Source organism: Aurantibacter sp. UH7 (assembly GCF_056839165.1).
Genome location: NZ_CM166388.1, coordinates 884040 through 899513, shown reverse-complemented (window position 1 = coordinate 899513; position 15474 = coordinate 884040). Strand labels below are relative to the sequence as shown.

At 34.4% G+C, this 15474-nt stretch carries 13 protein-coding genes; 2 read left to right on the top strand and 11 right to left on the bottom strand.

All coding sequences use genetic code 11. From position 1 onward, the window contains the following. Positions 1-21 precede the first annotated feature (21 nt). The 5 genes from UH7x_RS03885 to UH7x_RS03865 form a co-directional block, all read right to left on the bottom strand. Positions 22-810 carry a polysaccharide deacetylase family protein gene (locus tag UH7x_RS03885; RefSeq protein WP_482362411.1) on the bottom strand — a complete coding sequence of 263 codons (789 nt, stop codon included), beginning with the start codon at positions 808-810 and terminating at the stop codon, positions 22-24. A gap of 81 nt (positions 811-891) precedes the next feature. After that, positions 892-1929: an alpha/beta hydrolase family protein gene (locus UH7x_RS03880; RefSeq protein WP_482362410.1), complete on the bottom strand. Its 1038-nt coding sequence runs from the start codon at positions 1927-1929 to the stop codon at positions 892-894. Positions 1930-1993: 64 nt separating this feature from the next. Continuing rightward, positions 1994-2953: a 23S rRNA (adenine(1618)-N(6))-methyltransferase RlmF gene (gene rlmF / locus UH7x_RS03875; RefSeq protein WP_482362409.1), complete on the bottom strand. Its 960-nt coding sequence runs from the start codon at positions 2951-2953 to the stop codon at positions 1994-1996. 71 nt (positions 2954-3024) lie between these two features. Continuing rightward, positions 3025-4344: an APC family permease gene (locus UH7x_RS03870; RefSeq protein ID WP_482362408.1), complete on the bottom strand. Its 1320-nt coding sequence runs from the start codon at positions 4342-4344 to the stop codon at positions 3025-3027. A 71-nt stretch (positions 4345-4415) separates the two neighbouring features. Next, the gene (locus UH7x_RS03865; protein ID WP_482362407.1) at positions 4416-6464 is read right to left on the bottom strand and encodes an alginate lyase family protein; all 2049 of its coding nucleotides are present in this window, start codon (positions 6462-6464) and stop codon (positions 4416-4418) included. Between the two features lie 215 nt (positions 6465-6679). Here UH7x_RS03865 and UH7x_RS03860 point away from each other — a divergent pair, with 215 nt between their 5' ends. Next, positions 6680-8233: a M20/M25/M40 family metallo-hydrolase gene (locus tag UH7x_RS03860; protein ID WP_482362406.1), complete on the top strand. Its 1554-nt coding sequence runs from the start codon at positions 6680-6682 to the stop codon at positions 8231-8233. Between the two features lie 44 nt (positions 8234-8277). Here UH7x_RS03860 and UH7x_RS03855 read toward each other — a convergent pair whose 3' ends face one another. Beyond that, complete coding sequence (locus tag UH7x_RS03855) at positions 8278-9891, bottom strand: M28 family metallopeptidase (protein ID WP_482362405.1); 1614 nt, start codon at positions 9889-9891, stop codon at positions 8278-8280. Positions 9892-10175: 284 nt separating this feature from the next. Here UH7x_RS03855 and UH7x_RS03850 point away from each other — a divergent pair, with 284 nt between their 5' ends. Continuing rightward, the gene (locus UH7x_RS03850) at positions 10176-10805 is read left to right on the top strand and encodes a class I SAM-dependent methyltransferase (protein WP_482362404.1); all 630 of its coding nucleotides are present in this window, start codon (positions 10176-10178) and stop codon (positions 10803-10805) included. A gap of 4 nt (positions 10806-10809) precedes the next feature. On the opposite strand, the gene UH7x_RS03845 is transcribed toward UH7x_RS03850, so the two are convergent. From UH7x_RS03845 to UH7x_RS03825, 5 genes are all read right to left on the bottom strand, one after another. Further along, positions 10810-11385, bottom strand: coding sequence for a Crp/Fnr family transcriptional regulator (locus tag UH7x_RS03845; RefSeq protein ID WP_482362403.1), 576 nt, complete (start codon positions 11383-11385; stop codon positions 10810-10812). A 29-nt stretch (positions 11386-11414) separates the two neighbouring features. Next, positions 11415-13070 (bottom strand): hypothetical protein, encoded by a 1656-nt coding sequence (locus UH7x_RS03840; protein ID WP_482362402.1) that lies wholly within the window; start codon positions 13068-13070, stop codon positions 11415-11417. 156 nt (positions 13071-13226) lie between these two features. Then, on the bottom strand, positions 13227-13598 hold the full coding sequence (locus tag UH7x_RS03835; protein WP_482362401.1) for a DUF2200 domain-containing protein: 372 nt from the start codon (positions 13596-13598) through the stop codon (positions 13227-13229). Positions 13599-13748: 150 nt separating this feature from the next. Then, positions 13749-14939: an MFS transporter gene (locus UH7x_RS03830; RefSeq protein WP_482362400.1), complete on the bottom strand. Its 1191-nt coding sequence runs from the start codon at positions 14937-14939 to the stop codon at positions 13749-13751. 6 nt (positions 14940-14945) lie between these two features. Further along, a complete protein-coding gene (locus UH7x_RS03825; RefSeq protein ID WP_482362399.1) occupies positions 14946-15398 on the bottom strand; it encodes a GNAT family N-acetyltransferase in 453 nt (150 codons plus the stop codon). Positions 15399-15474: the final 76 nt, after the last annotated feature.

Genomic DNA, 15474 nt, shown 5'->3' with positions numbered 1-15474 from the left:
TTAAATAGGACATGGCAATACTTAATTGCTGAGCGCTTTATTTAAATCGGGACTTAGTAATTCTTTCGCTTTTTCAATATTGATGTAGGTGCTTAATTCCCGTAGGGAAATAACGGTAAAATTATTTTCTGCTAGATACTGCAAATACTCCTGAAACAATTCAGGTGGTGTATCTACCCAAGGGTGTTCAATATCAGGCACGCCATGTAAGGTTAGCACAACAATTTTTCCATTTTCAGCTTTGTTAAACGCTTCTAATATTTCAGTTTTGTTATTGGCATTGGTTGCCCAACTTGGAATTAAAAAAGGGTGATCTATTAGAAGGTCATAAACACGACTTCCTCCTGCTCGTGCAAATTGGTAATCGCGCTCCTCTAAAAACGGCAATACTTCAGTATTTAGACCGTACCCCGGATAGGCAAAATTCGTAGGTTTCGATATACCTAAAGAGTCGCATTTATTTTCAATATAAGCCAATTCTTTATGAAATTCTTTCGGGGATAATTTAACAACATTGGCATGCGTTTGAGTATGATTGGCAATCTCAAAACCCATTTTGTCCAATGCCTTTATTTGTCGCCAATTCATATAAAGCGTACTGTCTTTATAATTCGGTGGAAATTCACAAATAAAAAATGTGGCTCCAAAATTAAACTTTTTTAATAATGGTGCAACTACTGAATATTGACTAGCTGGGGCATCGTCAAAAGTGAGCACGACCAGTTTTTCTGGTAAAGGTTTTTTTATTATTTGAGAAGTGCTAGAAAATGTAATAAAGAGAGCAAATAGAAAGTGGCTAATTGGTTTCATAATAGTTTCAATAATAAAAGTAGTGCAGGAGTAAGGCTTCACTTTTGCTTAGCTTTCTATACAAAGCTATTACATTCTACTTTACAATGTTTTTTTGAAAAAATTAATGGCTAGCTGTATAGTTTCTTCATGAATGTTTTTTCGATTTACAGTTTCATGGTCAACGGTGATTGCTGGCATTATTTCTTTTCCAAATTCGGTTGCCTCGTTTAAAAATACATAATGACCGACCTGCTTATTAAATAAATGCATTGTACTCGTGTCAATCAAACTATCAAATTTTTCAGCATTACTTTTAACAGGTGCAACTGTATCTCCTTTACCAGCAACTATGTATATAGGATTCTTAATTTTGGCTGTCTGTTCTTTAGAATGAAATCCGAATCCGATTGCTGGAGCCATTACAAAAAATGCTTTTAGGCGTTCATCTTTTACCAAATCTTTATACTGATTGTAAGAAGCAACAATAAGACTGTCATTTTCAAAATCGATAACCTCGTCGGTTTCCGGAAATTCAGCGGGTAAAACGCTGCCTTCTTCATTACTAGCTTCTTGTAATGTTCGATCTACATAACCACCTGCCAATGCTATATTGGTATATCCGCCTAATGAAAATCCAACTCCTCCTAAGCGCGTAGTGTCGATGTGTGTTCCAATTTTTGGGTCCTTTAAAACTTGAGACAAAACATGTTGTACATCAATTGCGCGTTCCCACCATTTTACAAATTCTCGTGGTATTTTATTAAAAGTAGAATTACCATAGTGGTCGAGTGAAACTACAACATAACCTTCTTTAACCATTTTTTCGATAAACCAGGTTAATGAAAATCGGCTGCCACCAGTGCCATGAGAGATTATTAAAAGCGGAAATTTTTTATTTAAAAAAGTCGCATTCGGAATCGTTGTTATGGTTTTAAAAAGTGGTTTGTTTTTTGTTTCCAGAGAAGTATTTGTTATGGTATCTAAAGTTGGATACCATATTTCTGTAGGTAATGGTCGATTACGGGTTTCATCTATATAGGTTAAAGATTTTTGCCCTATGTTATAGTTGTCTTCCTTTGTTTGCTGACAAGAAATAAGGGTTAAAAATACTATTAATAGTACTGCTACGATTTTCATTTATAGTCGTTTTGATTAAAGACAAACGAAAAACCTATTTGTTACAATTTTTAATTTTTTTCACTTATTTCCATCGTGTTGCTTGCCACTGTTTTTGTTCTTCATTCGAAAGAAATGTCCAGGCTACTATGCGACTCGATTTGTTACTGGTGCCCAAAGCAATCGTTTTTACCTGTTTGGCGCTAATCTTTTCTAAGGTTTTGTAAATTCCTTTAAGATTAGATTCTTTTGAAACTATAGTTGAAAACCAAAAGATATTTTTAGCGAAGTGTTTGCTTTCATAAATCATGTTTCGAATAAACTGCTGTTCTCCTCCATCATAAATTAATTCATTGCTAATTCCTGCAAAATTGAGCTCCGGGGTTTTTACTTTTTTTCCTGTCAGATTTTTTATTTTCCGACGCGTTCCTTTTAGAGCATCCTCAATAGAAGAATGAAAAGGAGGATTACAAATACTTATATCTATTTGCTCTTGGTCAGTTAAAACACCCTTAAAAATAGCCCTAGAATTTGCCTGTAAGCGAAGGCTGATTTTATTTTTAAGTGACGGATTCTTTTCTACAATTTGTTGTGCGGCAGCAATAGATTTTGAATCAATATCTGAACCAATAAAATTCCAGCCGTATTCCGTAACCCCAATAATCGGGTAAATGCAATTTGCCCCAACACCAACATCAAGACAATTGATTTTTTCACCCTTAGGCAACCTTCCAAAATTACTTTCACTTAAAATATCTGCTATATAGTGTATATAATCTGCTCTGCCAGGTATCGGTGGACATAAATTTTCGTCTGGAAATTCCCAGTTCTTTATGCCGTAATAGTGATTTAAAATCGCCTTGTTTAAAAGTTTTACTGCTACCGGATTTGCAAAATCGACAGAATCATCTCCTCTTTTATTGGGCTTTATATACTCCTTTAATTCTGGAGTGGACTTTAGTAATGCCTCTAAATTATATTGCTCTCGATTTTTGTTGCGTTCATGTAATCGGGCCCTTACCGGTTTGTTTTTTTCTGAAGACATTTTTTTATTGTTACTGCGATGAAATTTGAATTCTACTTTTTAGTTTCAATGCGATTTCGATTTGATGCAAGTTAATCCTGTACCTTATTTTTTTTGTTTTTTGAAAACCACCTTGCACCAATGGCAAGTAAAATATAAAGTGATACTATTGCTAACATTTGTTCCCAATTATTAGTTAGTTCATAATACAGAATTAAAATTCCACCGATACTTAATCCAATGATTGATAATAAGGTTAAAAATGTAGATGAGTTTGTTTTTTTTCTGATTTTAAAATTGGCTATCGCCATTAATAATGATACCAATAAAAAAGTAACACTCCCGAACTCTAAAATTAATTCTAATCCACCAATTAAGATTAAGAAACTAGAAATTAGCGCCATGGCAATAATTGCATTTTGCGGACTATTATTTTTTCTAATCGAAAGTATTCGAGGAAAATACCCATCTTTAGCAATTACAGACATTTGCCGCGATGATCCAAAGACAGTTCCGCTTATCGCGCTACTCGTAGCTAAAATGGCGCCAAAAATAACCAGATTAGTTCCAAGTTTACCTAAAACATTTCCTGCACCAGCCGCAAGGGCAAATTCTTTATTTTTTATAATCTCTTCTGTTGGTATTGCAAATAAAGCCCCCATCGATATCACTACATAAATCAATATTGCCAATGTAATTGCACTATAAATTGCTCTTGGAATATTTTTTTCTGGATTCGACATTTCATTTACAGCATTTATTACCAGTTGAAAGCCTTCAAAAGCAACAAAGGTTAGCGAAGCAACAATGAGTATCGAGAAAAAATTTGAATTTTCTAAATCTAAAGCCATGTTCGCAACAAAAGAACCAAAGTCTGTGGTTCCATGATACATGAGCACAACCGAAATTATAGTTAAAACGACCAGTTTTGTATACACCATTAGGTCTTCAAGTTTCCCCATGCCGTTTACACTCCAAATATTTATGAAAGTGAAAATGCCTATCACACCGACTGCAATACTTTTACGTATCCAAATGTTATCTGCGAAATCGGTACTGCTTATGGCATACGAAGAAAATGTATACGCATAAAGCGCTAACGTGCTTATATATCCGAATATAATAAACCAGCCTATTGCAGAAGCAGAAAAATTTGAACCTGGATAAGTTCTTTTAAAAAATGAATATGTGGCTCCTTCATCTTTGTAATACAATCCTAATTTCACATAAGAGTATGCGGCTAAAGATGCTATTAAACCACCAATTATTATAGCAAAGGGAGTTAGGTTTCCTATCAGAGAAACAGAAATTCCAAGTATAGTGAATATACCCCCACCAACCATACCACCCAAAGCAATAGCAATTAATTCAGCTAAACCTAAACTTTTATTTCTTTTCCTGTGCTGCGTCATTAGTTCTGAATCGGTATTACATTTTACTACTGGAAAAGAAGCAAATTTAAGGTGTTATATATACTTTCTCCTTATTTAACTTTCAATTTAGCCTTCGCACTATTTTCAAACGGAATTGTCATTTGCCATGATTTCGTTTTCGATTTTACCGATAGCTCAATTTGGTCCGAATCATCTTTAATAATTTTGGACTTTAACTTCGGAGTCGCTCCTTCAGAAGGTACAAGTAACCAAACAAAGGTAGTGTCATCTGCTATCTTAGCGCTATAAGAACTCGAAATGTTTGGTTCAAAAAGATTGTACTCCGGGCTATACCAGCCTTGAATTTCTGGAACTTCTTGTCCTTTAGTAAATTTAATATCAAACTTTTGAGTTCCTACAGGAATAATAGCAAGATTTCCACGCTCATTATTTGTGCGAACTATCTGTTTGTGCTGTTCAACTTTGTTTTCTGGATGCCAATGCCATAACGCATCAATAGTTCTGGGTTTGTCAGTTTCAATTCGATCTACAACCACCCAAAACTCTCCACGTACATAGAAAATAGAACGCGTATGTTTTGCCTCACCCTCTAGATCTATATATTGATCAAAAGAATTAGAGGCATAATCAAAATTATCCTCTAGTTTAAAAAAAGAATCTTCCAATGGTTTTTTAGCGAGTTTGGGACCTGGCTTTTGACCTTTACCATCAATTAAGATGAGGTTATGCCCAGCACTCCCTTTCGCGTAGGGACGAAATTTTTCGGCTACTTCACCTGTATAAGCAAAGCGTCCGGAATCAACTAAAAGATCTCTGCCAAAAGCATGTATCGAGAGGTGTAATTTATCGTTATGTTGGTGGCCACTGCCCCAAGGACCTATATCAAAAAAGGACCAATGCGCATCTTTGTTAAAACCACTTCGTGAAATTAAATGCCCTGCCCATGGATAAAAATAGGAGGGACCGTCTGTAGGTTTTACTCCCGATGTACCATTAGTAGCAATATACTCCCAGTCCGGATGATTAAAGTTTTTTGCTCCTTTTAAAATGTAATTTACATCACTGCCTTTGTCGCCATCATTATTTAACAATCGTAGTCCATTTGGTCGTACCATATGCGATATATACTGGTACATATCTTCTATAGTATTATTGAAAAAGTCAGGTAGTTTTTTGTTTGCCTTTCTGCAGATGTTCTTGAACAATTCAAATTGTAACATAGATACATTGTGGTAGTGCGAGGTTAGTTCGGTTTGCACACCGTCAGCATAAATTTGCTTTTTCATACTTTCAGTCATGGTTTCTATCGTATAGTTTAACCAATCATCCGATTTTTTTAATTCCGGAAAATAAGCAGCGACAGTTGCCAATGCCGAAATTTCCATAGTTAACCAGTTATTTTGTGAATGAAAATTTCTATTGTAATGGGCATGGTCGGGTAAACTTGATAAAATTAAAAGTTTAGTTGCCGGGGTGACATACTCATTGTTAATCATCCCATAGAAAATTTTAGTCCATCTTTTTGCGCGTGCCGCTACTTCTAATCCGCGCCATATTGAAGTGCCACTTTTAACAGCAGGGTAGGGCATACTTTTAATAATGAAATCGCGTAAAAACAAATCGATATATTCGGCGTATTTTGGATTTCCCGTATTTAAATAGGCTGTATAGACTTCGAAAAGCTGCGTATGGCGATTGGAAAGCCATGCCCACTCTTTATCATTATTTGGCCCTTTGTAATACCAATCGCGATGACCATCTGCACCCACAGGGACTTTTCCTCTAACATTTTGTATGATGTAAACATCGGTTAAAGTTGTATCTGCAATAGCAGAAGTATTATTAGTTTGTGGGGGTGTGTCTTGTCGTAAGTCGGGCGCCGTATTCCCATTTTTATAGTATGCAAGTAATTGCTTAGACGCCTCAACAAAATTGTCGTTCTCACGCGCTTGCTTTGCTTTTTCAAGACCTTTGTAGTCTAGATTAAATTGGTCTAACATGTTTTTTACGACTACAGGATAGCTGTCGTAAAGGTCTTCTATTGTTGTTATTTTTTCCCAACTTTCTTGGGCTGAGGTTTGTATAGCTATTCCAAATAAAAATGCAATGAGTAAAAGTGATTTTGAGATTTTTAACATGAGTTTTAAAATGTTTTTGGATTGGTTTTGTCTAGTATAAAGTTGTTGGTCGTAACTTTTGTTTTGCACCTCTAATTTAACGAATACAAACCGAATTAGGAATCTATAATTACAGTAAAAAGAGATGAATTAATAAATGTTACGTGCGTACGTTGACTTTCATATTTCTTTATTAAATTCATAGTATCCAAACCAATTAAATCTTCAGTTACATTATGAAAAGAATTTCCAAAATATGTACGTTAGTATTTTTGATTGTAACAGCTACAATGTACAGTCAAACAAAACCGCAAGCACTATCAAAAATTAATACCGAAGGTTTTCAGAAATCTCAAGTAATGACTTTAATCACAGACTTGTCCGATGTTTATGGTCCTAGATTAACAGGAACAGATCAGTACTTAACAGCTGCAGAATGGGCGAAGAAAACCATGGAAAGTTGGGGTGTAGATAAAGTGTATTTTGAAAATTATTGTGACGATTGTATGGGTTGGGAGGTGAACTCATTTAATATGGAAATGACGGAACCAGCATACATGAAAATACAAGCTTACCCGTATGCATGGACCGAAAGTTCTAACGGTGAGCAAATAGGTGATTTAATATGGATTGAAAGTCATAGCGATTTAGAAAAAGTAAAAAATGAATGGAGTGGTAAACTGCAAGGAAAAACAGTTATTATTGGCGCAGCTCCAAAATCGAATATGTTGTTCGATGCACTGTCATCACGTTATACCGAAGAGGAAATTGAAGAAGCAGAAAAATCGATTGTACCCGCGCCAAATAATCCTCTAGGGCCATCAATTGGTAATGTTGAATTAATAAAAAATATAGACGCTATTTTTAATAGCATCATGAGAAAGAATGATGGCTTTTTTGAATTCTTAAAAGAAGAAGGTGCTTTGAGTATTTTAGGAACTACACCTTTTTACCCTGGTATTCTTCACCCAAGTGGCACCTATAACTTTCGAGAAAGTCATGTAAAACCATTGCCGTATTTTGCACTTTCACCAGAAAATTTTGGAAAATTAACGCGTTTAATAGGAAGAGGGATAAGTCCAAAAATTAAATTCCATTTAGATTCTGAACTCTATTTAAAACCAGAAAACAACGTAAATATAATAGGGGAAATTACAGGGTCTGATAATAAATTAAAGGATGAAGTTGTAATGATTGGTGCTCATTTCGATTCCTGGCACCCTGCTTCTGGAGCAACAGATAATGGTGCAGGTTCTGCGGTTATGATGGAGGTGATGCGAATTATTAAAGCAACAGGATTAAAGCCAAAACGTACGATTAGAATTGCCCTTTGGGGAGGTGAAGAACAAGGATATGTGGGTTCTATGGCATATGCTCAAGAACACTATGGAAAAGTTAAGGAGACGAAGCGGAAAAAAGAAGTTGAGAAAATCTCTGCCTACTTAAATATGGATAATGGAGCAGGACAAATGCGGGGTATTTATTTGCAAGGCAATGAAGCGGTAAAACCAATTTTTGAAGAAATGTTAGCACCCTATTCGCATTTAGATGTAGATAATCTAACGATTCAGAATACAAATTTTACCGATCACGATGTTTTCGATTATTATAAGATTCCTGGGTTTCAGATTATTCAAGATAAACTAAACTATAGCACGGTAACACATCATACAAATTTAGATGCTTTAGAATATGTTCCGGAACGCGATATGAAAATTAATGCCACTGTAATTGCAGCACTTGTGTATCAAATAGCGCAAAAAGAATCACGTTTGCCAAGGGAGGACTAGTTGTTTGATAAATCTTAATTAAAAATAAATGAAGTAAGCAAAAATTACTCTCTTGCGGCCTTAAACTCACTACCCTCGTTCCATTTTGGATAATAATCTTCATTGGCTAATTTTAAACCTACATTAAATAGTAATTGTAAATCTAATCGCACGCCACTTAATTCGGTTGTTTCAGAATCGTACTCATCGGAGGGTTGATGGTATTTATTAATAAGATAATAATTCTTAAGCTCTTTTATTTCATCAATACTATATTCAAAACCTTCGTAAGAACCACTAGCGTATAAAGCAGGAATGCCAATTTTAGCAAAATTAAAATGATCTGATCTAAAGAAGTACCCTTTTTCAGGGTCTGGATCCGGAATTATATATCGGTCTTGTTTCAGTGCTGCTTCTTTAGCATATTCGTCCATTTCAGATTGACCATAACCGGTAATCGTCAAATCTTTCATTTCTCCAGGACTAGCCAAAGCATCTATATTAATATTCGCTACTGTTTTTTTAGGGTCAAATATTGGGTTTTCTGCATAATATGCTGATCCTAATAATCCTTGCTCTTCGCCAGTAAGCGCCATAAAAACAATAGAACGTTTTGTATTTTTACTATTTTTGAAGGCTTCGGCAATTGCCAACAGACCCGCAGTACCAGAAGCATTATCTATTGCTCCATTGTATATTGAGTCTCCATTAATCGCCTTACCAACTCCAAAATGATCCCAATGCGCAGAGTAAATTATATACTCATCTTTTCTATCGGTACCCGGCACGACAGCAATCACATTTTTAGAAACGTCTTTTTTTATAGTGTTTTTAATCGCAACGGAGGTGTTTAAATCTAATGGAATGGGTTTAAAGTTTTTATTTCTTGCTAGTACTTTATAATCTTGTCCTTTCATGACTGATGCATCAAATATTTTTTGAGCGCTCTCACCACTTATCCATGACTCAACTTTTAGTAAGGGTAAATCACTGGTAATAATTAATCGGGAACCAGACCAACCAGATTCTATTACATTCCAACCATACGATGCTGGTTCTGTATCATGAATGATGATTAGGCCATCGGCGCCTTGCCTTGCCGCTTCTTCGTACTTATACGTCCAACGGCCATAGTAAGTCATTTCATTACCCTTAAATAAAGTTGAATCACCAGATTTAAAACCCGGGTCATTAATTAATACTACAGCAGTCTTACCTTTCCAATCGACACTCTCATAATCATTCCATTCATATTCTGGAGCAACAATTCCATAACCTGCAAATACAAGTTCAGAAGTATCAAGACTAACTTCAGAAACTGCTTTATTGGTGGTTGCAACAAAATCTTTTAAAAGGTCTAAATTAAAACTGCCTTCTTTTCCAGAAATAATCATTTTTTCAGATGGAGTTCCAGTAATTTCTACCATCGGTACCTCTTGAAAAAAGCTGGCTCCATTTCCAGGTGAAAGCCCCAATTTTTCAAACTCATTCTCTAAATAATTTACCGTTTTTACTTCACCTTCAGTAAATGGTTTTCGCCCTAGAAACTCATCAGAAGCAAGCCGCTCAATATGTTTGGCTAAAGTAGCTTGATTAACTTTAGCCAATTCGGATTTTTTTGTTTCCGTAGTACAACTAATGATTAGAATGAAAACTAAAAATGTAATGTAATTTTTCATAATTGATATTGTAAATATATTACTAGAAGTAATCTCTGTTATTGCTAGAAAGGGGGGAGAGTGCTGTATTGATTAATACATAATTTAAAAATACAAAAAAGTACTGGACCATAAACAGATAAAATTTTCTTCGCTTTTAGCATTCTAATCCGAGTAGTGCTACACAATTATTTTATATGCTGCCACAGGTGCTTGAGCTAATATTTTCATTTCTTGACTGAAGTCAATGAATTATTCCACTATCTAGCAGACCTTTGTGTTTAATGTATATTGAAAATAGCACCATGAACAAATCTGAGAAATTTTGGAATAAGCTTTCTAAGAATTATGACAAAAAAGCTAAAGACAAAACCTATGAGCAAATATTAACTAGAACTCCTAAATATTTAAAAGAGGATGCTGTAGTACTCGATTTTGCTTGTGCTACAGGCTTGTATGCAATTGCGTTTGCTAATGATGTTAAGCGGATTGAAGCTTTCGATACATCATCTAAAATGATAGCCATCGCCAAAAAAACAGCCAGCGAAAAGGATAACATAGCATTTTCGCAAACAACACTTTTCGACGAAAAATATAAAGAAGGTAGTTTCGATACGATATTGGCATTTAATATCCTGCTCTATTTTAAAGACAGTACAGCAGTATTAAATCGAATGAACAAACTTTTAAAGCCAAACGGACGAATAATTACATCTACAGCTTGTTTAAAAGAAAAGAGAACTTCTATAGGTGTTTTCTCGGGTTGTATAATCTATCTATTAAGAATGTTGACCATCTTGCCTTATTTAAAATTTTTAAGTATCGCAGAATTAAAGGAGTCTATTTTAAATGCTGGTTTCGAAATAGTAGAAGCCGATATTTTAATCGATAAACCTGCAACAGAATATTATATTGTAGCTCAAAAAAAGGAGTAGGGAACTATTTTTGGGTAATTCTTTTACGAATCCGACTTAGTGTTTCTGGTTTAATACCGAGATAACTCGCTAATTGATATTGCGGAACTTTATTGATTAATTCAGGTTTATTTTTTAATAAATCGATATATTTATTTTCAGGACTTAAGCCATTAAAATTTTCAATGGCAGCGATTTTTTCGCCCATCATTTTTTCAAACTCTACGCGACATATTGTTTCGAACCGGGGATATTTTTTATACAATGCAGCTTCTTTAGCTGTATTTAAAACGGCAACCGTAGTTTCTTCGGTACAGACGAAAAAATAATTAGATGGCTTTTTACTCGATAGGCTATTGAAATCGGCAGCGGAATCTCCTTCGATATAAAATTCCATGGTATTCTCCTCACCGTCTTCAAGCGAATATTTTCTAATACAACCCTCAATAACTAAATATGAATCTTTAGCAATTTGTCCTGGCTTTAATAAAAATGTTCCCTTCTCAAAAGTCTTCATGGGAAAACTCTCTTCAATAGACAAAATCTCTTCTTCCGATAATTTCGTTATTTGGTTTAATTGCGCTGCTAATACGTTTGTCATCCTTTAATATAGTTGTATTCTAGGATACTTTATTTAGTAATTACTTTTACGTCTTTAAACATATAAGGGTTACTGCTTACCATTAATTCTTTTCCGCTCGCAGTAGTCACATTTTTAAGAATAACTTCTTTAGTTTTTACAGAAGGATACTCTTCCTGGTATGTGCTATCTGTCATATTCTTATTAAAATTATTGAAAATTGCCGGACCTTCATAATCTTCAGGATGACTAGAATCTTTTATTTGAAGGTTTTCAATAGTGATTTTTTCTGGCATATAACAGATATATCCAAAATCGTGCTTACCAGTATATGTACCACCAAATAAACTAGCGCTGGCAGGTTTTTTTCCTCCTGAAGGTACAAAAACACAATCCTTAATAAATACTTCTCCTTGCCAAGTACTCCCATAATCTGAACGGAGATTGATTAGGTTTCTACCATTAATAGTGCTGTTCTCTATCGTTAAGGTTCCACAGCCAATTGCATTAATTCCCATATGGCCCAATGTTGAATTGCGGATGGTTGCATTGGCAACTCCCTTATGTGCATCGAATCTAGAAAAGGTGCAATTATCATACACTAGATTTTTGGAATAATTAGAACTTTGAAGTCCCCAATAAGCTCCATCGTTTATATCATTAGTTTGACTACAATTTTCTATGGTAACATTTAGTGAACGCGTAAGTGAAAGATCATAAGTGCCCATCGAAACAGGTTTTCCTGCAGAACCTATAGTGCGATAGGTTTTATGGCCCGTTAGTATACTGTTTTTAATTGTTATGTATGCACAATCTCGGGTGCTAACAAAACCTCTGTAGGGTGCTCCATGTTCTCCTTCACCTTTAATATGGTGTTGCAAACCATCAACAATTACATTGGAACGACCAATTACCATATTACGACTGTAATAGGTGTACTTAGATGCTGCCTTATTTGCAATGGTTGTAAAAATACCTCCGGTAATTTTTAAAGTTGTATTGTCGATTGGTAAAGCCGTTACCTCTGTTATTTGGTCAAAGTCCCAAATAATGGGTGCGTCCATATCTACATTTCCATTTTTATCCACTACGAAAATATCGGTCTGATCTGATCCGTTGTCTTGGTTTAATCCATACCGGATGTAGTGTTTGGTATTCGAATTGGTTACCGTAATTAAGCTAGATTCTTCTAAAGAAACATCAATTTTCTTTTGATTCTTTTTTAGTGATGTTAAGCCATTCAGTTTAAATGGTTCGTTGCTCGAGCGAACTAGATAAATAGAAGTGTCTTTATTTTCAACATTCGTGTCATCAATTATAAAAGATGCATTTCCAAAATCGGTGTCCGTTTTTATAACAGCAGAACGATTTTTTCCACCAATATAATAAGTGAAACCTTCATCTGCCTTCACTTTTAAATTGTGAGAATTGGCAAATGCATGCGTTGCCGCAATAGCATTCATATCATCCGTTTTACCGTCGCCTTTTGCATTAAAATCGCTGTATTGAATAACCCCTTTTTTCTTAAAATTTTTGATGTTTTTTCGTGAAACATTTACGTGTAACACACCACTTTCATTTTCAAATACTTTGGTCTCTTTCTTTTTTGAAGAAATTACCACATTTTCAGGTGGATTTTCAACTTGACCGTAGGCTACAAATAAAAAGGAAAATAAACTGGCAATTAGTAAAGAACGCTTTATCATGAACTCATATTAGTTATTAATAATTTTTATTAAAATTATCATATTTATATGTGGTTAGTGACATGTAATTTACACCAATTTAGCAATTAAATGTTGAATAGAAAATTGGAAAGAAATCTATTTATAAGATTTTTTTTAACCTAGAAATTTTTAGCATTACGTTTTTTCGACACGTAGTATTTTTTCCATTTTTCTACCCTTAGCTAACTCATCTACCAGTTTGTCTAAAAATCGAACCTGTTGGGTTAAAGGGTTATCTATTTCCTCAATACGATACCCGCAAATAACACCTTTAATAAGATGGGCATTCGCATGTAAATTCGCCTTCTCAAAAAACGATTTAAAAGTAGTTTTATTCGCTACATAATATTCAATTTTTTTATCATCATATCCCGTTAACCAGGAAATTACAGTGTGCAATTCTTCCTTTGTTCTCCCTTTGTTTTCAACCTTCGATAAGTAATGCGGATAAACGGATGAAAATGTCATTTTCGCCATACGCTCATTATGTGCTGCTGTAACTTTCATTGCTTTTAATTAGGTATTAAGATTAAATAACTTCAAAGGTGTTTCTGAGTACAATGGTAATTTGATTATAAGATAAGAAAAACTAAATATTATTTTGGCTAGATGGTATTTCTTGAGAAAGGAAATATGTTAAGTAAGTGAATTACTTTTTTAGGGAAATACAGTTACTGTTTTATTATATTTCTTTAATAAAGCTATTATTCCAAAAATTGGACCTATCGCTAACAGCGTATACATAAGATTAGTATTATAAATATCAATTAGAAAAGTTAGTATTTGTATGCTGATAATTGATATAGAAAAACCAATACAATTGACGATAGTAAGGGCAGTACCTTTTATTTCAGAGGGTGCATTTTTGGCTACTAGTGTTGATAAAAGTGGCGAGTCTGCCACAACTACCATTCCCCAGAAAGTAAGAAATCCAATAAATAAATATTCAAATTGAGTATTGATTAGTAAGGGAGAAATTAGGCAACATAAACCCGATAATAATAAAGCAATAGTGGCAGTTTGTTTAGTGCCTATTTTTTGGGAAAGATAGCCTCCACAGATACAGGCTATTCCACCTATTCCGATAATTATAAATGATAATAGTGGAATATTAAATGCTGTTTGCGGATGAATAATAGTATAAGTTTTTAGGAGTATCGGTACAAATACCCAAAAGGTATATAGCTCCCACATATGACCAAAATAACCAAATGCAGCCGAACGAAATTCTTGTTTTTTAAATACACTAAAAAAGGCTGATAGATTTGATTGCTGACTTGCTTTACGATAGGGTCCGTCGGGTACTAAGGTCACCATTAATATACCGCCAAGTACTGCAAGAGTAGTGGTTGCAATTAATACTGATTTCCATGAATAGGTTGCTGTAATTTCTTTTAGTAAATGAGGAAATGCAGTGCCTATAACTAATGCGCCTACCAAAAATCCTAAAGATTTACCCAATCCTTTTTCATAATAGTCTGCAGCTATTTTCATGCCTACGGGGTAAATACCAGCAAGAAAAAATCCAGTAAAAAAACGAAGTGTAAGTAAGCTTATTAAATTATTTCCTTCCCATATAATTCCTAGATTGAAAATAGAGCCCAAAATAGCACTCACTAAGAACACTTTCGATGGCGAAAATCGGTCGGCGATGGTCAGAATTGCAAAAACCAAGGTGCCAATAATAAATCCAAATTGTACTGCAGATGATAAATGACCTAAAGCATTACCATTTAAGTTGAAATTTAATAGGAGGTCATTTATTACACCATTACCAGCAAACCAAAGTGATGTACAACAGAATTGCGAGATTACAATTATTGGAAGTATGAGTTTAGATTGTTTCAAATATGCTTATCCTAAATTTTTGTACACATTCGGATTGTGTTTTTCCATATAAAATTCTGGATGGGGTAGTTCGGTAAAACCGAATTTTTTATAGAGCCATTCGGCGGTATCAGTTAACAAAATCCACCTTCTTAAGCCCTGAAGGTTTGGATGTGCTATGATTTCGCTCATAAGCCATTTGCTTAAACCTTTTCCTCTAAATTCTTCTAGTATATAAACATCTCCTAAATATGCAATAGTGGCGTAATCTGAAATTATTCTAGCAAAACCAATTTGTTTGTTTTCAAAGTAAAGACCAAAATTAAGTGAGTTTTCAATGGAAATGGTAAGTGTATCTATCGGAATATTTGCACTCCAATCCGCATCGTTTGCAAGGAATTTATGAATGCTAGATATATCTAGTTTATCTATATCAGTAGAAATAGTGAATTCACCTTTATTACTTTCTATTATTTCCAATTGCTGGTATTTAGGATTATGGTATATTTTGTCGGTATTTGTAAAAGAACCAAACAATAAAATTAATAAGTATTAC